The sequence below is a fragment of the Sphaerochaeta sp. genome (assembly GCF_050256055.1).
In the GTDB taxonomy this organism is placed as follows: Bacteria; Spirochaetota; Spirochaetia; order Sphaerochaetales; family Sphaerochaetaceae; genus Sphaerochaeta.
The window spans coordinates 1-23368 of sequence record NZ_JBFWIJ010000010.1; the positions used below are offsets into that span (position 1 = coordinate 1).

Annotated in this window: 12 protein-coding genes and 1 tRNA gene; 5 read left to right on the forward strand and 8 right to left on the reverse strand. The window is 51.3% G+C overall.

Annotated features, from left to right (window positions below; translation table 11 throughout):
• Positions 1-8: 8 nt before the first annotated feature.
• Positions 9-81: transfer RNA gene (locus AB7C91_RS05630), tRNA-Pro, on the reverse strand.
• Between the two features lie 61 nt (positions 82-142).
• Between AB7C91_RS05630 and AB7C91_RS05635 the strand changes: the two genes are divergently transcribed.
• Entirely contained in the window at positions 143-784 is a 642-nt protein-coding gene (locus AB7C91_RS05635; RefSeq protein WP_332448087.1) for an endonuclease III, read from the forward strand.
• On the opposite strand, the gene AB7C91_RS05640 is transcribed toward AB7C91_RS05635, so the two are convergent.
• Complete coding sequence (locus AB7C91_RS05640; protein ID WP_428589768.1) at positions 672-1178, reverse strand: hypothetical protein; 507 nt, start codon at positions 1176-1178, stop codon at positions 672-674. The genes AB7C91_RS05635 and AB7C91_RS05640 overlap by 113 nt on opposite strands.
• Before the next feature lie 233 nt (positions 1179-1411).
• Between AB7C91_RS05640 and rpmB the strand changes: the two genes are divergently transcribed.
• From rpmB to thrC, 3 genes are all read left to right on the forward strand, one after another.
• Entirely contained in the window at positions 1412-1642 is a 231-nt protein-coding gene (rpmB, locus tag AB7C91_RS05645; RefSeq protein ID WP_332448089.1) for a 50S ribosomal protein L28, read from the forward strand.
• 117 nt (positions 1643-1759) lie between these two features.
• Positions 1760-4156 (forward strand): bifunctional aspartate kinase/homoserine dehydrogenase I, encoded by a 2397-nt coding sequence (gene thrA, locus AB7C91_RS05650; protein ID WP_428589771.1) that lies wholly within the window; start codon positions 1760-1762, stop codon positions 4154-4156.
• Between the two features lie 9 nt (positions 4157-4165).
• Positions 4166-5434: a threonine synthase gene (gene thrC / locus AB7C91_RS05655; RefSeq protein ID WP_428589774.1), complete on the forward strand. Its 1269-nt coding sequence runs from the start codon at positions 4166-4168 to the stop codon at positions 5432-5434.
• Between the two features lie 79 nt (positions 5435-5513).
• Here thrC and AB7C91_RS05660 read toward each other — a convergent pair whose 3' ends face one another.
• From AB7C91_RS05660 to AB7C91_RS05680, 5 genes are all read right to left on the reverse strand, one after another.
• Positions 5514-7136 carry an InlB B-repeat-containing protein gene (locus AB7C91_RS05660; protein ID WP_332447913.1) on the reverse strand — a complete coding sequence of 541 codons (1623 nt, stop codon included), beginning with the start codon at positions 7134-7136 and terminating at the stop codon, positions 5514-5516.
• 575 nt (positions 7137-7711) lie between these two features.
• Entirely contained in the window at positions 7712-10282 is a 2571-nt protein-coding gene (locus AB7C91_RS05665) for a hypothetical protein (RefSeq protein WP_428589777.1), read from the reverse strand.
• Between the two features lie 12 nt (positions 10283-10294).
• Complete coding sequence (locus tag AB7C91_RS05670) at positions 10295-17701, reverse strand: hypothetical protein (protein WP_428589780.1); 7407 nt, start codon at positions 17699-17701, stop codon at positions 10295-10297.
• A gap of 701 nt (positions 17702-18402) precedes the next feature.
• A complete protein-coding gene (locus tag AB7C91_RS05675; protein ID WP_332447910.1) occupies positions 18403-19677 on the reverse strand; it encodes a galactokinase in 1275 nt (424 codons plus the stop codon).
• Entirely contained in the window at positions 19677-20729 is a 1053-nt protein-coding gene (locus AB7C91_RS05680; protein ID WP_428589783.1) for a UDP-glucose--hexose-1-phosphate uridylyltransferase, read from the reverse strand. Before AB7C91_RS05680 ends, AB7C91_RS05675 begins: the two co-directional genes overlap by 1 nt.
• 86 nt (positions 20730-20815) lie before the next feature.
• On the opposite strand from AB7C91_RS05680, the gene AB7C91_RS05685 reads away from it, so the two are divergent.
• A complete protein-coding gene (locus AB7C91_RS05685; RefSeq protein ID WP_332447909.1) occupies positions 20816-21793 on the forward strand; it encodes a LacI family DNA-binding transcriptional regulator in 978 nt (325 codons plus the stop codon).
• Here the strand turns inward: AB7C91_RS05685 and AB7C91_RS05690 are convergent.
• Entirely contained in the window at positions 21787-23367 is a 1581-nt protein-coding gene (locus AB7C91_RS05690) for a RecQ family ATP-dependent DNA helicase (protein WP_428589786.1), read from the reverse strand. The two genes, AB7C91_RS05685 and AB7C91_RS05690, sit on opposite strands and share 7 nt — an antisense overlap.
• Position 23368 lies beyond the last annotated feature (1 nt).

A 23368-nucleotide genomic window follows, 5' to 3' on the forward strand; every position in this document is an offset into this window, starting at 1 on the left:
AAAATACATCGGGGCGAAAGGACTCGAACCTTCGATATCCTGCTCCCAAAGCAGGTGCCCTAGCCACTGGGCTACGCCCCGAAATGTTTTTGGAGTATACGCACTTGAGCTTGCCGACGTCAAGGGGTACCATACCAAACATATGGAGAGCAACATACTCATAGAAGAAGTGGCACATCGACTGGATGCGCTGCTGCCGGCGGAAATCCAGTTTCTCGAACAACGTGATCCGTTTCGGTTCCTGATAAGCGTCATCCTTTCTGCCCAGACGACCGATAGGATCGTCAATGCAGTGGTACGGGATTTGTTTGCCGTATTCCCCACCAAGCAATCCTTGGCGGATGCAACCACAGCGCAAGTCGAGCAGATTATCTTCCCCACCGGGTATTATCGCAACAAGGCGAAGCACATCATCGCCTGTGCACAGGCTTTGCTGGACCAGGATCTTCCCGATACCATGGAAGAATTGGTGAAACTGCCGGGCGTCGGAAGAAAAACCGCAAGTTGTGTTCTCGGTGACATCTACGGGAAACCCGCCATCATCGTCGATACTCATTTTTCCCGGGTGGTCAACCGCTTGGGTCTGGTTTCCTCCAACGACCCTGTGATTGTCGAGAGACAGATACGAACAATGCTTGCTGCTCAGATGCAGTACCGCTTTTCCATGACGGTCAATTTGTTCGGCCGGACAACGTGTCATGCAAAGAAACCTGAGTGCGAGCACTGTCCGTTGGGCGATTTGTGCCCGAGTCGAGATGGGTTTCTGAAAAAATCCTCCACCTGACCAGGTTTGCATGGGTTTCCCAGCTCAAACGGGCAAGACTCAGATCCTTGATGCCCAGTGGTTCGAGTACCAAAGGCTGCTCGCTTTTGCCCAGATAGATACCACTGATCGGATAATCGGTTTCCAGCTGCCGCCGTATGGCTTGCAAGGACTGCTCGGCTATTGGGAGAAAGAGCATCCCATGGGAAAAGCGTGCCGACCCCTCGGTGATCAACGGCAAAGGCGGAGAATCGATCCAACCAGTCTTTGGTTCGGCTTGCACCGGACCGAGGATGATGCAAGCTTCCAGGCTGCAGAAACTGCTGTCACCGCTATTCTGATAGAGTTCGTTCCGCACGCGTGTCAAGGTATTGCGCATCTGCTGTGGTAAGCGTAGGATATACAAGGTGTCCATATCCGAAGCATAGCCAAGACGGAAGCGAGCTACAAGGGAAAAAGTTGAAAAGATGAGCCCTTTCTCTTTACACAAAAGCCGTTATCTGGTAATTTGGCAAAGGTTGAAGTCTGCATCGCAAAAGCCTTGTGCAACTGCTCACGGGCAAACGCTTGTCCGTACAAGGATAGCCATGACTTTGACAGGCCTTGGATCGGCCAAAAATGAATTATTAAGACAAGGTGGATATAGCTATGGCTCGTAGATGTGAGATTTGCGGAAAAGGAACGGTTGCCGGAAATAGTGTTCCGAGAAAAGGTCAGGCCAAAAAGCATGGTGGTGTAGGTCAGCACATCGGTGTTACCACGAAGCGCGTTTTCCGCCCCAATCTCGTAACGATCAAGACGTTGGTCAACGGTACTCCCCGTACCATCAAGATTTGCACTCGTTGCTTGAGGAGCGGAAAGGTCGAGAAGCTCGTATAACGAGACCTATTTCAGCTCGATCAACGAAGAGCCCAGGGTTTGGGCTCTTTTTGTATATCCTTACAACACATTTGTTTACTGTGTTGTTCACTATCTTAAACCCGGGAGGGATCAGCTGTGGACGGTATACGGATACATGCAGTGGAAAGTTCGAACCTCATTTGCAGGCAAGGGTGCGAGCAATTGCTGCGCATCGCCCGCCAAGATGGTGCAAACCATCACGTGTTCGTGCTGGCTCCCTTGAAGGATGTTGAGTTTGAATTGGCGGGATTGCTTGGATACGCCAAGGCGCACGACGAACGATTGTGGTCGTTGCAGGAACAACGGTTTGCCCGTTGGACGGCATTGGTCGACCAGATGCTGGGAGAACTCGCCGGGAGCAAGGTGTTGCAACGGATCAAGCAAGGCTTTACGGATTTGGAGGATATCCTCCATTCGGTATGGCTTGTGGAGGAGGTCTCCACCGGAGTCCGTCATTATTTTGAGAAAATTACCGACAGCTGGGTTGCCGATCTGCTCTGTCATTATGCAAGCAGCCAATCGTACCATGCAGACTTGATTGAATACCAAAGCCTCCTTGCCCGTACTGAAATACCTGAACAATTGCTGTTCGTCTATGGAAATCTGCCGCAGGCTGAGGGAAAAGTACCCGTAGATGGGGTGAGTGAATACGGGGCATCCTATCTGGCCGGCCACCTGCATGCCGAAGGGGTCACTTTTTGGAACAATGTCTCGTTGCTCCGCAACGCCGACAGTGCCGAGGTTCCTTCTGCATTGGTGATTCGCAATCTTTCATATTCTGAAGCGACTGAACTCTCCTTCTTCGGTGCTCCCATCATTCATCCGCAGTCCCTGCTTCCCGCCATAGAGCAGTCGATCAACGTGCAGTTGCGCTGCTGGAAGCATGAGGATGATCAAGGGACGATCATCAGCAAGGAAGGGGATTTGGATGGTCCGACCCGAGTGAAGGGGTTTTCCATCGTCCACGACATTGCTTTGATCAACGTGGAGGGGGCGGGGATGAGTGGTGTCGTCGGCATTGCCGGCAGACTTTTCTCCGCCATGCGCGAAGCATCCATTTCCGTGGTTCTCATCACCCAGGCTTCCAGTGAATACTCGATCTGTTTTGCTGTTCCGGAAGATCAGATGGAAAAGGCAGTACTGACCGCCCGATCGGAATTTGCCCATGAACTGCAGAACACTTCCATCCAAAGCATTGAAGGCGAAGGCGGATTGGCCATTTTGGCTGCTGTCGGCAAGCAGATGACCGGTCAAGCCGGAGTAGCCGGCAAATTCTTTTCTTCCTTAGGCAAGGCGTCTGTCAACGTCATCGCCATCGCCCAAGGGTCCAGCGAAACCAATATCAGTGCTGTCATCAAAGCGCAGGACAGCAAGAAGGCCCTGCGTGCCTTGCATGCGCGATTCTTCCTTTCCAAACAGGCCCTCTCTGTCGGCTTGATCGGACCGGGAAGCATCGGAGGAACACTGCTCAAACAGATTTCCCGAGAGAGTGTGCGCCTGAAGGAACAGTTTGGATTAGACATCCATATCAGAGGCATCGCAAATTCGAAACGCATGATTCTTGACCAGGATGGGATTGACCCTGCCAACTGGAAGCAACGCTTTGAACAGGAAGCAATTGAACTGGACCTTGATCTCTTCACCCGTCATATCGGGGCTACGTATTTCCCCCATTCACTGATCATAGACTGTACAACCAGTGCACAGCTTGCCCAACACTATGCAACCTGGCTTGAGATGGGGATCCACGTAATTACGCCGAACAAAAAAGCCGGTACTGCCCCGATGCCGTATTACCGGCAGTTGCTGGACACCTGTCTGAGGACCGGAAGACGATTTTTATATGAGACTACGGTAGGGGCAGGACTGCCGGTCATCTGGACACTCAAGGATCTGGTCCAAACCGGAGACCGCGTCCATCGCATTGAGGGTATCGTAAGTGGTACTCTGGCATGGTTGTTCTCCTCGTATGACGGCACGGTACCGTTCAGTACCTTGGTTCGAAAAGCCAAGGATATGGGCTATACCGAACCCGATCCCCGTGATGACCTTTCGGGAATGGATGTAGGACGGAAGACGGTCATCCTGGCACGTGAATTGGGCTATGACGTCGAGGTTGCGGATATACCCATCCAAAGCCTTGTCCCCGCTTCGTTGGAAAAGGGGAGCATAGAATCCTTCATGCAGCATCTTGAAGTACTCGATCCCCTGATCGAATCGGCATACCAAGAGGCGACGCGCAAGGGTGAACGACTGCGGTATGTCGGGGTAGTCGAAGAGAACGGGCGGTGCAGTGCTTCGTTGAAGAGTTTTGGTCCTGACCATCCGTTCGCACAGGCCCGAGGTACCGACAATGTGATCTGTTTCACCACTGACCGGTATTTCGAACAACCATTGGTGATCAAGGGACCCGGTGCGGGGCGGGACGTTACCGCAGGCGGGGTGTTTTCTGATATTCTACGACTGGCGGCCTATCTTGGGGCCAGAATTTAGGAGGTAGGCATGAAGTTTGTTTCAACACGCAAGAAGGCTCCTGCAGTTTCCGTAAGCCAAGCGATCATCCAGGGATTGGCGGTCGACGGCGGATTGTATGTTCCAGAATCGTTTCCCTCCCTGGCAACCTTGCCGGTCGGTGAGATATCGAGCTATCCGGAATTGGCTTATGAAGTGCTTTCCCCGTTCTTCGAGGGGGACATCCTTGCCGAGGATCTCGCCCAAATCTGTGTGGATGCATTCAATTTCCCTGTACCCTTGGTCCCCATCCAAGGGGAACAAACGGTGTTGGAGTTGTTTCATGGTCCGACGGCGGCTTTCAAGGATTTCGGTGCTCGGTTCCTTGCCTCGAGCATGGAACGCATCATCGAACGGCAGAAGCAAAAACTGACCATTCTGGTCGCCACCAGCGGTGACACCGGTGGTGCGGTGGCCGCAGCATTCGCCAACCGCCGGAATATTGAGGTGAAGGTCCTCTTCCCCAAGGGGAGGGTGAGCAAAAGACAGCAGCAACAATTGACCTGCTGGGGCAACAACATACAGGCCTATGAGGTGGATGGTTCGTTCGACGACTGTCAGAAAATGGTCAAAGATGCGTTTATGGACCAAGCGGTCACCCGCGAATGGGGGCTCTCCAGTGCTAACAGCATTAACTTGGGGCGATTGCTGCCGCAGAGTGTCTATTACGTGTATGCTTCCTACCTGTACCAACAAGCGTATGGGAAAAAACCCATATTCATCATTCCCAGCGGAAATGTAGGCAACAGTTGTGCCGCGTACTGGGCATTGACCATGGGCTCCCCGATCGAACGCATCATCCTTTCGGTCAACAAGAATCGTACGATCCCCGACTACCTGATCAGCGGAACCTATGAGAAGCGGGATTCGGTGGCAACCCTAGCGAATGCCATGGATGTCGGGAATCCGAGCAACATGGAGCGGCTGTTCAACCTATATCCTGACATCCAGACCATGCGCTCAATGGTCAGCGCCTATTCCGTTGATGATCGGACGATAGAGCAGACCATCAAGGAAGTGTATGCACAGACCGGGTATATTCTTTGTCCGCATACCGCTACAGGGGAACGGGTGCGACGGGACCATTTTGCAGACCAACCCACTATTGTTGTTTCTACCGCACATCCGGCCAAATTCGAGCAGGTGGTTGAACCGTTGATCGGAACTTCCGTCGAGGTTCCTGAAAACTTGGAAAAGCTTCTGAACATGCCTTCCTCGTTTAAGCAGATCGGCTGTGATTATCGGCAGTTGTTTGTATAGGCAGGAACAAAAATGCTTTGATAAGCAAGCCCCATGTAACGATGGGGCTTGCTTTGGCATGTAAGTGATTACGTAGTTCCTATGGCTCGTCGGGTGGCGTAAGCAACATGCCTATTGCCTGAAGTGCAGGCAAATTAACCACATGCAATACATTCTCTGCTGTGGTAATGGACAGGGTGAGATACGGGGTGGAATCATCATATGGTGAATCCCAGAGTGCACTGCACACGGTTTCAAAGAAAGTTTGATCAAGATCCCCTGACGGACCGTCCCATACAGGTGCCAATTGGGAAAGATGAGCACCTGCAATCGGTTTGATCTTGATTTCCAGAAGGACAGGAGCACGCACGACTTCACTCCCGTTGAAAACACAGTTCGTGGCATAGCTATAGGCAAGATCGAGATACACATCTCCCTCCATGGGTATCGGATTGTCTGCCGTCGGTTCGCGATAGGTTGCATTCTGTATGCCGAAATCCAGAAATGCCCCGGTAGCCAAATCGATGGGAATCGTATTGGTATCAGACAGTGCAACGGAATCCTCGATGTGGGCAAATGTCGAAAGGCCTATTCTCCCGGACATCAATATATCTCTGAATGCAGAATAGTCCAGTGGGTTCTCCGCATCAACCGAAGAAAGCACCTCAAGTACTTCAAGGAATTTGGATGTACTGGCTGCCATTTCCAAGTCCAAAAAATCTACGGTTCCGGAAAGGATATCTGTATCATCCTTGACTACTGCAAAGGCTTCATCAACCACCTTCAAACGGAAGAGAGCGGAAAGCGATCGGGCTTGGAACTGTGCTTGGTCACTGAGCAGGTACTGTACAGAAGCAATCGTTCCTTTGAGTGATTCCTGAAATGAACCTTGTATCGCTGCAATCAGTGCAGCATCCATCTGCTCGAGCGTAGGCGGATCATCCGGGTTGTCCAATGGAACATCAGAAAGAAGCGCGGCTCGATATGGCGATATGTTCGAAGCAAATTTCGGATCCCACTTTGCAAATAGGATGCAATCCTGTGTTATGACATCAGATGCAAAATTCCATCTATTCTGATATGAATTATCTGAATACCAACCAACAAATACATAGCCTTCTTTCGTTGGTTCCGAAGGCGTGGAAAGCAATGAGCCTTTCTCAATTGAATACCCTCCAAGGTAACTGCCTCCTTGCGTATCGAAGCTGACTGAAACCGGATCAATCAACCACAGTGCATAGAGTGTTGTATTCCCCCGTACCACATCATTTGAGAAATCCCATCGGTACTGATACGTATCATTCTTGTACCACCCACTGAAAATTTTTGTACCATTGGCATCAGGAGCTCTGGGAGCATTGATCAGACTGTCATATGATGCGGTTGTGTTCTCATTTGCTTGGCTGCTGTTGTACTGGAATGTTATGGTGTATTGGTTCGGTATCCATTTGGCATATAACAATAGATTTTGTGTCACTTCCTGGGAGAAATCATACCGATTTTCAAATGTATCCTCGGTGTACCAAGCATCAAAGGAATATCCTGTCCTTCTTGGCGCAGAAGGTTGGGAAACTTTGGAACCCACCGAGACCGTTTTTACCTCCAATACTTCATCGGTTATAAATGTTACTTTCACTGCTTTTTGTTCCAAAACATTCAGATCACACGCGAAAGATACGAGGGAAATAATGAGAATGGTCAATAGAAGATATCTTGATTTCATACCTATCATTCCTTACTTCATCGGATTTGCTATGCAGCAGTGAAAAGCAGGCAGTTGTTTTCCGCGCTCATGAAATTCATTAGCTGCATACAGCAAGCATCAATTGGAAAACAGTAGTATGAAGGGAAAGGGGGTGGGATATCCGTGTTGATGATTTCTTCCCTGCCAATGCCATACCTATGGAGTGGATGGTTTTCTCCATTGTTCGCAGTGCAAGCCAGGTAGGAGAAAAACCTGTTGCTATACCATACACCCTGCATAGAACCTCCAAAATGGATTGCTTGGAAGCCTTGAGGTATATACTACATGGTATGCCACAGTAGTGAAGTACTGCATAAACCTCAGTACAAATTATTCACCTATAGTATATAAATATTTTTTTGATTTTGTAAAGAAAAATATGTCATACGTCATGAATAAGAAAAGAGAATGATTTTGGAAATATAAGTAATCTATGAATATACAGAGTAATTATTGCAATTGTTGAGAACTGTGTAAGTATATTCATATGTCAATACTGTACCTGCCAAAAAAGAGGGGGTGGATTATCCACCCCCTTGTAGCATATATGATTCTTACCGTGAGAAGGTTCCCTTCACCGTAAGACTGGATGTGAGTGCATCCTCTGTATTGTCGGTCAGAGAATCGTAGAAACTTACCTCCAACGCGGCGGATGTGGAGATGAGGCCGAACCGTTTCTCCAAGGAAAGACCTCCTCCGATACGATATGCCTCCAGGCTGGTCTTGAACGCTTGGTCGAACGAAGCGGTGAGGTTGATGGTGTCGAAGAAGGTCTGCTTGATCGCAAACTTTGCATCATACCCATAGGTGGTCAAACTCCCGCTTTGGGTGCTCCAAGCCTGGTCGAATCCCAGATTGATGGCATACCTTGAGAAGGATACCGAGGGAGTGAGAGCATAGGAGAATTCCCAGAACGTGGTATCGGTATCGGTTCCATCCACTCTCAACTCGGTGATGTATGAATCCTTGGTCTTTGCCCCAAAGTTCAAAGTCACATCGCCTAATTTGTACCTCCCGCTACGATATCGCAGTTCGCCGGTATGGGTGAGCGTGACGTCATTTTCGGTGGAAGTGAGGATGGCTGACTTGACTGCAGCATCGGTCGCCTTGTCGGCAAGCGCATCGGCATTGGTTGTCTCCCACGTGAAGGTGTAGTCCAAGCCGACGGTTCCCAGCATCGGATGGCTGGGTGTGTCAACGCCCAATTGTCCGGTATGCACGATATGGGCGATCTCATTGGCCGAGGTCGGCACATCGCTTGGGGCCAGATCTGGTTTGACCAACGCAATGATGTCGTTGAACAGGATATCCCTGATAGCATCCTGGTCATAGGAATAGCCGCCGGAAACATCGAAACCGAACAGTTTCCGCTCGATCGAGGCACCGAAGGTGAACTCATCGGTGGGGATTGAGGATCCGAGGCTCTTGTAGGTCGCATCGGTCTTGCGAACCCATGCTTCCATCCCAAGACTGGGAACCGTTGCATCAACTCCGTAGCTGATGCCCCAAGCATCCTTATCGACCAATCCGGAGACCAACCCGTTTGTGGGAAGGAAATAATCAAGGATCGGGAAGACCGACTGCACCTTGTCCAGATATCCGACATAGGTACTGACATCCGTGCCCGTCTGATCCTTCAAGTCTGTCGCCAATTGGTTGACGTCAAGGACCGTCGAAGCATTATCGTTGTACAAGGTGAAGGAGAATGCCGCATCCACATTTACCAGCGAGGTTGCTATTCCGGTGCTCAACCCCAAGACCATGTTCTGCTCCGGCATTACAGAACCAAGATCATACAGCGTTCCGATATCCGAAGTTGCCGAACTGACCTTCAAGTCTGCATACCGTCCCTGCAGCGAACTGATGAACGAGAGGTTAGTCTGCAGATACCAAGCGCTGCGGGCTTTGAACTTCAGTTGGAATCCCAAAAAATTCTGCGGCCATGCGACTTGGTAGAGGCCGAGATCGGAAAGACCCTTGCTCACCTTGAACGCGAAGAACGGAGTATCGAATCCCAATGAGGTTCCCCTGAACACCATGTCATTGATTGTTTCCTTCTGGAATGTTTCCTTCTGGTCTCCGAATTGGTAGGTGAAAAGCGGTCCGAAGAACGAGAGTTTCGCGTAGAATTGATTGTCGTTCTCGTACTTCCTCGGAACCTCGCCGGTGTAATCGAATTCGTTGGCGAAGTCGATCGGATTATACAGATTCAGGATGTTCTGCAAGTCAGCTTGCAAGGTATTGGGATATGCATCAGTAAGGGTGAAGACGTCAACCGTATCCTGCAGGTCGCCGTACAATTCCAGAGCTATCGGTCCCGCCTTCAAGTATGCATCTCCCCCAAGCAGGAAGGACAGATTCAAAGTATGGTCGAGATCACCGAACATAGTCTGGATGTCGGTGGTATTTGCACTCTTTCCCATATCCAGCATATATTCGAGTTCCAGCTTGCTTCGGTATTTTGCATTTGCCAGGAACAGCGGTACCTTTTCTCCGGCAACTGTGAAGGTGTACTTCTCCATCGAGGTATTCCCATACCGATCGGTAAGTTTCACACTGATTTCGCTGTCTTTTGCCTCCTTCGGTTCTATCAGGAAAGAAAGGTAGTTCTCGAAGGCTCCGGAGCGCAAGGCCGGTTCTCCATCGATGCTGATGGAGAAATCGGTCAAGGCGCTTTCATCCAGGATTTCAAATACCACCAATTGCTCCTTGTCGAGCACCAAATCAAAGGTTTTGGGAGAAATCAACTTGAGTTTGGGAGGTGTCGTATCCTGCAACAATCGTGCTTTTCTGGTTCCGATCTGCGGGTCCCTGAAATATTGGCCGTCAGCATTCTGCATGACGGTATAATAGGTCAGTTCCTCCCCTTTGAGGTACGTATAGGGCAGACTGGTCTTCCATTCACCCTTTTGCAGGGAGAATTCGCTGTACAGTGGATCCCGCTTTCCCTCCTGGACGAAGAAGAAGCGTGCCTGTGCGACTTCCCCCTCACTTGCCGAAGGTTTCAGGGTAATCGTAAGATTTTCGTACGCCGGGATCTCATTGGGAACATCAACTTCCAAAGCAGACAGACAGGCCATCACCAAGGAAAAAAGAACAACCATGATTGTATTTCGTATTTTCATGACCTGCCTCCTTTAAAATCCCATTCCGGGCATACCGCCGCCACCGAAACCACCACCCATGGGAGGTCCGAATCCACCGCCGCCACCCATGCCTCCAAAGAAGGAGTTCATATAGTTTCCCAACCCAGGATCAGGAGGAGCGCCCCCCATTCCGAATGGATCGGGATACATGGACGGTATCATCTGGTCGATGGGAGCTCCCATATTGAACATGTCCGGGGGAGGTCCCCCTTGGGGTGTCTGATCCTCTGGGTTCTGCTGGTTCTGTTGGTCTTGTTGTTGTTGACCGGTAGCGGGGTTTTGTTTCGCCTGAGCTTTGATCATGACCGTTCTGGAGGCAGCATTGCTTGCTCCTTCGCTGCCGATTGCAGTCACCGTGATCGCATGTTCACCTTCCTGCAGTTTTTCCAACGTCGCGTAGGATACCGTGCTTCCGGTTCCCAGTGTTCCGTCGAGGTGTGACTTCCAGCTGAAGGCAGCCTCCTCCAACGCTTTTCCATCCCGGTCGAAGCCTGTCGCCTTCAGTTCTCCTTCAGCACCTTGTTGGAGGATGAGCGTTTCGTTCGATCCCTCGATCGAAACCCTGACCTGATCGAGTACCTTCATCCGGTAGGTGGAAGAGGAAAGGACGCCGCTCTTGCCATGAGATTGCACCGTGATCGAACGATCACCAGCTTGCCAAGTCGCCGCACTGAGATCGAACGTCGGACCTTCTGCCACCGGTTCGGTGGAAAGATCGGTCAGCCAGGTTATGTGCTCCACATCCTGCAGACCGGCTATGACGGCATGCAACACAACCGACGGTGTACCAAGTTCATACACTTCCGGTACATCATCGACGAATACGCCTTGTCGACTTGAGTACAAATTCAGGCTCGATGCAGCCGTTCTCACCAATCCTTGTTCGGTCACCGTCGCCGCCAATTCATACACCCCTTCCTTTGCAAACAATTGGGAGGGAAGCACAGCTTGGGCTGTCTGGGAACCTTCTGCGACCTGCCATTGCACTGGGATGTTCTCACCGTTGAGCGTCGTGGTGAAACTCGGTGCCTTGAATCCGGTCATTGCCAATTGCAACGTAATCGCCTGACCGACATGCTGGATTGAATCTGCTGTAGGTTGCGTGATCACTGCAGTTGCATCGGAAGTGAAGAGAATGGGGAATTCCCTGCGGGCCACTTCGACCAATGTACCATCTCCGACCGTCTTGTCGCTGAGAATCATGGTGATGACCGAGGGCTCACGCAAGAGTTGGTTGAGCTCTGCATACTGCAAGCTGGTTTCCTGACCCTTCTTTTCCAATACCCTGTTCCCTTGTTTGATCCTCCAAAGCACCTCGGGTGCAATTCCGGATTCAAGAGAAGCCCTCAGTTGCAAATTCGTAGAATTTTCTGCGATCAGATAGGATGGGCGGTCCCCGTTCACCGAAGCGGAAAGCAATTTGACCGGTGCGAAGAAGGTGAGTCCGACTTTGGCACTCCCTTGGAATCCGAATCCATCACTGACTGTAGCGACGATGGTTTGTTTGCCCGTCGCTTCAGGAATATAGATCAACGGATTGCCTTCCCCGATGGGGCTTCCATTCTCCAGACTCCATTTTACCGTACCGGTGAATGGTTGGTCGTCCTCGACGGTCGAAGCCAACACCAACGGTATGCCGATCTGATGGGCGCTGCCTTCAAGCAGGTTCCGCATGGTGATCACCGGCTTGGCGTTCACCGTGAATTGTACCGAGGCTTGTTGACTGGTTCCACCCGCTGCGTAGACCACGCTCAGGGTGGCCGGTCCTGCCTGCTCAGGAGCCTTCAGCTCCGAGAGGCGGACCTCACTTCCATTCAGATACCACGTTACATCCGTCTGCTTGGCTTCGGCAGGAAGACCCAGAAGTATCGGTTGAAGCTTGACCCCTGCGTTCACCACCGATGCATACGGCCAATTGATGCTCAGTGCGACCGGTTGGGCCTTCACCGTCACCATCAAGTGTTTCCTAGCCCGTTCCCTGTTGTTGGTATCCTTGAAGACTACTGAGACATCGAGCTGACCGGATGCCTTGGCTGTGAACCGTGCGGCATTGCCCGGGAAGGTTTCTTTCGCCAGGGAAGGATCATCAACATACTGGATCGTCCAGGTGAATGTTCCCTGCTCGGAGTTGGGAAGCGAAGCAAGCAGTGCAATCTCGGAACCCTTGAAATAACTTCCTCCTTCCTGCGGGGAGAGCAACTGCATGTCGATTTGGGCCGGTACCACGGTGAATACTGCATTCTGGATTGTTGCTTCTCCTGCAGAATCCTCGGTTTTCGCAACCAAGACATGCGATCCCGAATCCTCTGCTTTCAGCCTGTACTGGCCGCTTGACGGCAGTTCAACGCCATCCAGCGTATAGGTGATCTTCGGGTTCTGTACTGCATCCTCCACATCGAAGGCAATGGCACTGAATTGCAGGATCTCATTGGTGTACTGCAGCGGCGGGACGGTCAGGGTAAGCGTCGGTTTTGTGTTCCTTACGAGGGTGATGCTTGCCAGACGTTGGGCTGTTCGATCGTAGGCTGTGGTGACCAACGTCAACTGGACGTTGCCGCTCAAGCCGGCAGGATCGAAGGAAGTTTGCGGACCTACCGCCAGAACCGAACCGCCGATCATCCACTGATAGGTTGCTCCCGGTTCACCGGTTGCAGAAAGGTTGATGCGCTTTTGCGGAGTATAGGTAATGCGTTGTCCGTTCAGCGGTTGGGTGATCGTAGGCTGGATGATGTCCCTGACGATAATCGTACGTTCCCCGGTCGTACGGATCATGGGCCCGTTGGCATATCTGGCTTGGATGGTATAGCTGCCTGCCTGCTTCGCTTGGAAGATATAGGATAAGCCATTGGAGCCGGTATCCTGTCCATTGATATACCACCGGATACGAGACGCAGCATCACTGAGGTCGATCGAGGAGCCGCTTACTTTCTCCAGAGAAACCAAAGCCGTCAGCGAATTTCCGATGATCAGCTCGGTCTGCTTGGACGGTTGGGCAAGATTGAGCTGGAAGTCGCTCTGCACTTCCACCTGCACTTGTTGGGAAACCACAGTACCCAGCCGGTCTCTCGCACTTGCAACGATCGTGTGCCGTCCGGGACCGAGCTTTCCAAGATTCAGCGTGGTTGCATTACTGTTGGGTACCACGTTGTTGTCCACTCTCCAGGTGATCAGCTCCACGTTGCCGGAGTTGAGGGAGAGGGAAGCAAGCAGGTTGGCATCGGGACTGAGCCGTTGCCCATCCACCGGGCTGATGATCGTAAATGCAAGGTTCTGGAGTACCGTGATCGGTTTCTCCACCCGTTGGGTATTCCCAAAGACATCCGTTGAAACGACTGAAAGGGTATGCGTACCGGAGGGGAGGCCTGATACTGTGATCGTTCGCGGTGCCGGCCGTTTTTCCTCACGATAGACGGCCCCATCGATGCGATAGCTCAAGGATGCAATGAGGTCCGTTGTCCCTTGTTGCTGTACGGATGCCTCCAAGGGGAAACTCTGAGAGCTGAGCACATACTCCGGTGCTTTGATGGACAGCACCGTCTGCGCCTCGGCAACCTGTATATCCCGACTTGTGATCGCACCAATGGATTGGTAATCTCCCAAGGTGGCGTCGACAAGACGAACTGAGGAGGCGAATCCTACCAAGTCTATGCTGTGCATCCCCGGTTGGAAACGTACCGCCGAGCCCGTGAAAGGCTTCAGGTCAACCGTCCACTGCACCCGGTCGATGTCGCGGCTCTCATAGAGCAATGGAATCGGCATGTTGGGAGCATACAAACCTTCGAATGCCAAGTTTGCAGGGATCAAGAGGTTGATGTATGGGTCGATGATCCTGAGTTTGAACGGACTGTCCACCGTAATGTTGTTGCGCACCGCCCGAACCGTAAGCGTAATCGATTTTTGTTGCTTGTTCGGGGTGAATTCGAAGGTCTTGCCTTGCTTGGCTATAGCTCCGTCAATCAGCCAGGTAATTTGCTCATCCGCCTGACTGTCGACGATCAGATGATAGGTGAGCCCTGCGACCAATCGGTCGTTGTCGGCGATGCCATGCACCGTAAAGCGTGGCGGCGTCCGGTCCTCAATCCTGAAGGAAACGTTTTGTGCAGGGGTGTTTTGTAATTGTGTCGTTCCCGTAACGGTATAGGTACCAACGACAGACAACGTGTAGGCTCCCGGTTTGAGGGTGTTCCAATCAAACTGATCGGTGATGGCGGTCCCATTCAATGTCATGGTTACCGAAGAGACATCGCTGCTTTCAACAACCGGTTTGGGAACTTGCTGGACGGCGAACCGCATATCGGGTTGCGGGAAGGTGATGACAACCTTTGGATCGATGATCTTGACCGTCCAATCCTGGGTTACTGCCTGTCCATATTCATCCTTTACCTGTGCTCGGACGGTATAGAGTCCGGGTAGCCAGCTTTGGTGGCTGATGCTTGCAGCCGCGGTTTCCCTGATGGAATCCGAACCACTGTAAATGTTCCACAAGGTGGTCTGCAGTGAATTTTCACTAGATGCCTGCACAGCGAAAATGACCGGAGTGCCTGAACGCTGATGGATGATCGAAGTATTGGGCGAGAACGAAGTGATCATCGGGGGCTTGTCACTGTAAATGGTGACGGTCGCTTTTTCCGATTGTCCTTCATACGTTCTCAAATTCCCTTGTCCGTCATAGGCTTCCATCCTCCATCCGGCCTGGATGGTATGGCTTCCGCTTTGTTCGATGGTCTTGTCCCAACTGGGAATCTCTACTCCGTCAACCAGCCAATACAACTGGCCGTCGACTGCTGCCGCTGCAATGGGAATCACTGAAGCGGACAGGTAGCGGTTCTGCTGCGGCGCTTTCAAATAAACAGAGGGATTCGCCAGCTTGATCTCAACCGATTGTTTGCCTTCCACGCCATCCTGGTTTATGGCATGGTAGGTGAGTTTTACCAGCTTCTTGGTTGTGGAGACAGGAGGGGTATAGGTGTTTGTCGAAAGACGGGTTCCGTCTACGTCCCACCAGCTTTCCCTCAAGGGCGAGATACTTGCTGCATTTGCTTCCAGACGGTAGGCGATTCCTGTCTTGAAAAGCATATCCCGTTGCGGGAAGGCGATCGAAACCGAAGGCGGTTGCAGATCCTTCACCACAATGGTAATCGAATTTGAATCCTTGGTATGAATTCTTGGTTTTCCTTGCTGGTCGACGACATCCCAGGATGCTCTTGCAACCAGGGAGTAGGTGCCGCTTCCCAGAGTGGAAAGTGCAAACGGGGTTTCCACCTGCCGGCCGTTGAGCCGATAGGTGACCGATGATGCATTGGGAGCGTTGACCACCGGCGTCAATGTATCCTGTAGGGAGAATATCGCATTGCTGGTAGGATAACTAACTTGGAGTTGTGGGTCGAGGACCAGCACACGGATGGAGGCTGTGCTTTGCTTTTGGTGGATGTCGGTTGCCGTGAGAGTGATCGTATAGTCACCTGCAACCGTCGGGGAGAATGTGGCATTTCCCGTGCCAGATGCCAGTGTCCCTGTTGCAGCACCCCCGTAGGTCCAGCCTATGCTTTTCTGTTGGTTGTCGAAAGTAATCTCGCCTTTGAGATCCAAAGACGTCCCGACAACCATTTCCACCACCTGCTCAGGTTGGGTGATGGCTGCGGTAGGGCCTTCGCCGACGGCAGTAACCTGTTGGACAGCTGACCTCACTTCCTTCTGATAGCCGTTGCTGTCGGAAGCGGACGTGCCGAGTGCGGCAACCGAGTAGGTGCCGCTCTGCTCAAATGTATAGCTGAATGTATTTCCTTCTCCGACCGGACTGCCGTTGATCAGCCATTGGACCGTTTGGATATCTTGCGTCTTGGTCATATCCAAGGCAAAATACACCTCCCGGTTGGTGTCTACGGTACGGGAGGTCCCGCCTTGCAAAACCAAGGCAGGATCGAGAACGGTAAGGTACAGGTTGTCCGATCGTTTGGTGAGATTCAGGGAATCGACTACGGTAAGATAGGCAAGCAGACTGCCTGATACATATCGTTTGGCAGGTAAATAGGTTACGGTTTCTCCGTTTTTTGTATCCACTCCGATTCGCCAGGTCGCGCTTTTCAGCGAAGCATCATCGCTGAATGTCGGATTGGAAGCAAATTCGTAGTTTTGGCCGGTGATGAGGACCGCTTGGTTGCGGGGAGTATCCACATTCAACGTGAGATCGGTATGGGCTTTTGTGGTAAAGCTCTTGGACAAGGAGGATGTGGAGGCGAAGAAATTCGAGCCATCCTGATTGATGGGCATGACATACCACGAGTAGGTGGTGTTGGGAAGGAGGGTGGTGGAAGGAGTATAACTGTTGCCGGTAGTGTATCCCACGTACTGGTTGTTGAGGTAGATACGGTATTCTTTTGCCCAAGAGTCATAATCATCATTGAAATACCAACTGAACTCGGGTTTGTAGGGGGAACTGGTGTCTATCTGGGCTGCGAATTTCGGAGTGGGGAATTTGACTTCCATGGTATCCGAGGCAATTTCATACCCATAGGAATCCTTGAACATGATGGCAATGGTATACGATTCCCCGGCACGGAATTTTACATCGGAAAGGTCATAGGTCACTTCGCCGTCGGCAAGGTCGCCCGGATACCCCTTGATGTTCGATCCCAAGGATTTGACTACCCGGGTGTGTTGCTTTGTTTTGCTCTGCGTTACGCCCGCTCCGGTAATGGTGATGCTCGTGGTAGAGGTGGTGGGAATGCTGGAATCACTGTAGTATGGAATTTCAGGTACTCTGAAGGTCATGGTCTTGTCCGAAGGGCTCGGGCTCTTCAACACGGCGATGGAGCCGACATTGATGACATTGAAGGTAAGGGAGTTTTGCCCTTTCAACGTTCCTGAGCTGATCGGATCGCCTTTCTTTGCAATCTCGTATGCTTTCAAGGAAAGCGTGTAGGAACCTTCGGGGATGCTCAAATTAGCATTGGTGAAGAAGCTCTCGGTTATGGAGCTCATCCCCCCACTGATCCCAAACGTTTGTTTCATGTCATCGGAGGCGCTTCCTCCCCGAACATTGCTGACATAATCGAGGATATCGGTATTGGTGAAAGTGAAGGTCTCGTTGATTGCGAATTGTTTTTCAAATTCTGCGGTTCCCGTAAGCGTGGTTCCCGCATCCGAATCATCAATATCGAGTTGAAGGACCAGCAACAAATAAGGACTGCTTGTATTGTCATTGGATATGGTCATGGAAAGCATCGGGGTGTCGAGAATATCCCCCATCTTGAAATTGGCTTTCCGGCTGGTCACCGTAACCGAGGGGGCTTTCAGTGCTCTACTGGTAACCCTCTTCACTTTTGCAGAAAGTGGATTGACGGCAAGCACCATCAACAGAACCATCAACAGGACGACAGTAAATGACCTTCGTTTCATACCAACCTCCAAGTGTAGAGCAGAGCGGAATCCGGTGGTGAGATGTACATGAACACATCCCGAAGCGTATAAAAGGGGAAGTCCAGAGGAGCTTCCTCACTGATGACATATCTATTGAGCGGGCAATAGGGTTGAGATGATGGCGTATTGTAGGGAGAAGAAGGTTCCACACCGAATCCAGCTGGGTTCCCAACAGCCCAAGGATTCTCCGTTTTTCCTGATTTTCCTTCTTCATACTTCATCCTCAGACACGAAATATGTTTTGTCAATCTTTGCAAACTGTCCGGTAATGCACTTTTTATTTGGATGCTGTGTGAGCAAATGTATTAAAATTGTGTATATCAGCACTATTATGTCAAAGAATTATGAAGAACCATGAAAAACAATGAAGTAATTTCTGGCATAATCAGGATACTTGCAAAACAGGTGGTTGCAGTTTTTTTTTGGAGGAAATCCAAGGGAAATGCAAGTAACCGCGAAACAAGTAGAAGATGTGACAGAGCTTGAGGCTACTTGGCAATTCACTCTATTCAGCGAAATTTGTTTTCTCACCCAGAAAAATCCGTGAAGTGTACGATGAAGAAACATTGTGAACCTATTGGCATGGAATGATTATGAACCCGGTCAGAATGATATAACTTTCCGAAAAAGGCATAGAAAAAGCAGGCCTTTGAAAGCCTGCTTTCATTTACAGAGCGTAATCAATCGGCGATGCAGCACGTCGGTTTGCTACGGATTGCAATGACTGTAACGCTGCCTTTCCCAAAGATCGCTTCCATATGCTGCGTGTAGTATTTGATATCAGCATCCAGCACATAGGTCTGGATGGTTCCGGCGAATCCTCCGCCATGCACCCTGACTGTCGTGCGGTCTCCTAGAATGGCCTTGGTCAACGAAATGGCTAGGCTGAGTCCTTGTTCTTGAGGAAATGCTGCAGGATACAGGTTCTGCAGAAAGCAGAAAGAACTCTCTCCACTGCTGGAAACCAAGGAAAGATACTGTTCCATATCGTTGTTTTCCAGGGCAATGAGCATCTGTTCCACTCGTTCGTTTTCCTGGAAAAAATGGATGGCTCGCAAAACCGCCCGGTCATTACCCAGCGTTTTTCTCAGTTCCTTGATATTGCTGAAGAACAGCTTGCTCTCCACTTCCCTGAGTTGCTGTTTTCCGAAAAAGGCGGCCACTTGGCGCATTTCCTTGGGAATGGATGAATACTCACCGGTCAGGTCTGCATGGTTTCCCCCGGTATCAACAATAACCAGGTGATATCCCTTTTGGGCAAACGAATATTGGACCGGTTTGATCACCGGCCGATTTTCGTCGGCGAAATCTATGCCGATGATACCTCCGTAGGCGCATGCCATCTGGTCCATCAAGCCTGAGGGTTTGCCGAAATACACATTTTCGCTGTACTTCCCGATGATCGCCAGGTCAACCGGAGAAAGCGCATCTTGGTTATACAAATGATTGAAAATCGTACCGCAAAGTACCTCCACGGCAGCCGAGGAAGAAAGCCCCGATCCCTTGAGGACCCGACTGGATGTATTGGCTTGCCATCCACCGATCTTCAAACCACGCTTGTTGAATGCATCTGCTACGCCTCTGACCAACGCCTCGGTGGTGTTGTGTTCGTGCTCAAGCGGATCGAGCGAGGAGAGGTCGACTTCCACCGAAGGATACCCCTCGCTGACCAATACAACTTTGTGGTCTGTTCTCAAACTGACGGCAGCGATCGTATCGAGGTTGATCGTAGCAGCAAGAACCCTTCCATGATTATGGTCGGTATGATTTCCGCCCAGCTCCGTCCGTCCGGCTGTGGAAAAGAGAGTGGCATCAGTTTGGCCGAACAACGTTTTGTGTTGCTCGAGCAATGTGATGAACCTTGCGTCCATATCCTCTGTTGCATACGTATTGCCATATATCTGTGGATATCCTTCATGCAGAAGGCCTTGTCGTATCGCTTGGGTTGTGGCCATTAGTTTCCTCCTTGACTGTAATGTACCGAATTGAGCGTTCTGAGCATCTGGGCCGCTTTCTCGGCGGTGATGTCACGCTGGGGCATCGCCATCATCTCATATCCTACCATGAATTTCTTCACTGAAGCACTGCGTAGCAACGGCGGGAAGTAATGCAAATGCAGCATCGATCCGGGGTAGGGCTGTGCGTCGGTGGGCAATTGATGGATTCCCATCGAATAGGGGAAGCTGGTTTCAAACAGGTTGTCATACCGTATGCCGAGTTGTTGCATGGTCCGCGCCAATGATTCGGTTTCCTCCGCGGTCAGTTCGGAAAGGCTCTGGATACCCCGCCTGAAGGGAATGATCAGAGCTTCAAACGGCCAGACAGCCCAGAAGGGAACCACCGCGATGAAATGTGCATCCTGGTGGATGATGCGTTCTTTACAGTCGGTTTCGTATCGGGCATAGTCGAGCAGCATGGCGCTTCCATATTGCTGGTAATACTCCTTTTGCTTCTGCAATTCCTTGGTGGGAATATCGGGAATGATCTCTTCGCTCCAGATCTGGGAATGGGGGTGCGGGTTGGAACACCCCATGATGGCCCCCCTGTTCTCGAAGATCTGGACATAGTTGATCATCTGCAATGCACCAAGGGATTCATACTCGTGCTTCCAAACCGAAATCACCTGCATAATCGAAGGAATCTCCATCCTGCTGAGGGTGAGATCGTGCCGAGGGGAAAAACATACCACGCGGCAGCGGCCTTTCTCAGCATGTGCCGTCAGAAGCCCATGAGGCCCGTTTTTTTGTTCCCCGGACGGAGTATCTTCCAGCAAGGAAGCAAAGTCATTGTCAAAGACGTACACATCCTGGTAATCCGGATTCCGGATCCCTCCTGAACGGAGATTGTTCGGACAGAGATAACAGGTCGGGTCATACGCTTCGAGTGCGGTTTCGTGTGGTTTCTCCACTTGGCCATTCCACGGGCGCTTGGTGCGATGTGGTGAAACCTTCACCCATTCCCCCAACAGGGGATTGTACCGATTGTGGGTATCAAATTGTAGATCCATATAAACTCCCTGTACTTGCAAACTTGAATGTACACGTGTACACTATACCCCGAAGCAGGCTTTGTCAATGAAGGAAGATGCCGGAAATGAAGATTACACGCGACACAGTGGCCGCAGCCGCACAGGTGAGCAGTGCAACCGTATCCAGGGTATACAATGATCCCGATTCGGTTTCCCCTGAACTCAGGAAACGGGTGTATCGGGCGGCCGAGGAATTGGGGTATGTGCCCAACAGCATGGCGGCAACGTTGAGAAGAAACGGGACGGGTACCATTGCCTTTGTTGAATTTGCGAAAGAAAAACGACCGTATTATTGGGGAAATCTCTCCAGTTTCGACTGGTTCTTCGGTCGCGCCCTGCGTGGCGTGCAGCAGGCCATCGCACAAAGTTCCTACCAGCTACGCTTCTACACGATCCATGACAAAGCTTCCCTACTGGACATTCCCAAGCAGTGTGATGGAATACTGGCATATGATGTGGATACCCCTGAGGAGCAGGCTCTGTTTCATGCGGTAAATATCCCGTATGTGCTTGCCCATCACCTCAAGGCAGAAGGATCGATAGCATGCGTGTGTACCGACAACCGGGCGGGGGGAGTACTCCAGGCGGAATACCTGAAACAGCAACACTGTAATTCCCCTTTGTATCTTACCGGGTACTGTGAGAGCGTCCAGCCGCACCGGGAGCGAACAGAGGGATTTCTTTCCCTGTTCCCCGATGCGAAGGTGATCACCACCAATATCGGCAGAAGCGATGCGATCGAGTGTATTTTGAAAGAGGTGCAGGATCTAGCAGAAAACCGTGCATTCGACGGGATAGCCGCTGTGAATGATCTGACCCTGTTTTCCCTGTTGATGCGCCTTGGAAAACGGTATCCTGCAGTCGGGTATGATGCTTCGCCGTTCTTCACTCTTTCCCCCCACACCTTTGCAAGTGTGGATATCCAAAGTGGAGCATTGTACAAACAAGCAGCCCTCAAACTCCTCGGCCTGCTCAAAGGAAAAGAGCCGGACAGTCAGACGGTGCTTCCCCGATTGCTTACACCCGATCAGATCGATCAATGAACAGCCAGGGGCAGAGCATCAGAAACAACTTCTTCCAGGATCGTTTTTGTTTCTTGTGCTCGGTCTTCGGTGGTTCTTCCAGCAGCTTCGGGGGAAGAAACGGTCGGGGAAGGGTCGGGTAATGTCTGGGAGGCTTTTGCTTGAGCATCATGTGTTCCTCCTTTCTTCAGCATCAATGACGCAGAGGCTCCTGTCAAGCAGGCAAGGTATGTTCTTATGGGAAGATACAATCGCCTCCGGTTCTTGTTTGTACAACAGAGGATATGTTGATCGAGTAATGAACCGATCGCCTTGCGAAGGTGCTTCTCCCGGAAAGCCACACCCCCCTGCTGCAAATATGCAGTCAGGCTTCCCGGGCTGAACTGAAACGGATGCAATCCTACGGCTTGGATGATACTGGATTGCCCTTCCCGACGTAGGCCAAGGGTTCCGTTGCAGATATCGCATCCACTGCATGATTCAAGCGTCTCGTCGAGGGCTCCGACCAACTGCATGCGGAAGCAAGTGGTCGTATTTGAGAATATGGAGGCAGTCGGAGAGGATCGCTCACGCTCGTCCAGGAGAATGATGGAAACTGCCGGCCTTCCGTCTCTTCCAGCTCTCCCGCTTTCCTGGAGGAAGGCCAAGATATCCGAAGGAAGCGTATGATGGACGACCGTTCTGATGTTCTTTTTATCGACCCCCATTCCGAAGGCATTGGTCGCATAGAGTACCCCATCCGATTGCTTTAGAAACCATTCCTCCAGATGATTTCTTGCCTGGCTGGTCAATCCGGCATGATAGTAACGGACCGGAACACCTGGATGGGAGAGCAGGAAATCATATGCACCATGCTCGGATTCACCTCTGGTAGGACAGAATACCAATGCCGGACGAAGTGCAGCATTTCCCAGTAGTCGGGCGATCGCATGTTCCTTGCACAATGTACGCACTACATGATAGCTGATGTTCTGGCGATCCACACTCCCTTTTACGCGATAGACAGGACGATGATGAAAGACCAATCGATCCAATCCTTGGACCACCGGTTGGTCGGCGGTAGCGGTGAAACATAAAAGCTGACGGATCGGAAGATGGGCGAGGATGGTCCCCACCGAAGCAAGAATTGGTCGGAAACCCTCACCCCAACGTACGATGGTGTGTGCTTCGTCAAGCACAAGCAGACTGATCGTGAACTGTGCCAGGATAGAAAACACCTGGGTTTGGCACAGGCATTCGGCATTGGTGATGACCACCTTGGTTTCGGGCAGTCGGGCAAACAACAGGCGACGCTGTTCTTTCGTCTGCCCTCCGCGCAAACAGATGCAGGGGATGTTGGCCTGGGCAAATCTTCGCCGTTGATCCTGCATCAGGGAAAGCAGGGGATAGACGATGACCGTCAGCCCTTCGACCAACAGGGAAGGCAACATGAAGCAGATGCTCTTGCCGCTTCCCGTCGGAAGTGTCACCAAGGTACCGTCATGGTCTGCCGTACTTCGGTCATGCTCCAGAATATGGTGGATCACCAACTGCTGGAACGGACGAAGCGCATGGATGGAGAAAAACGTTGCCGCCAAGCGATCGATGTCCGTCATA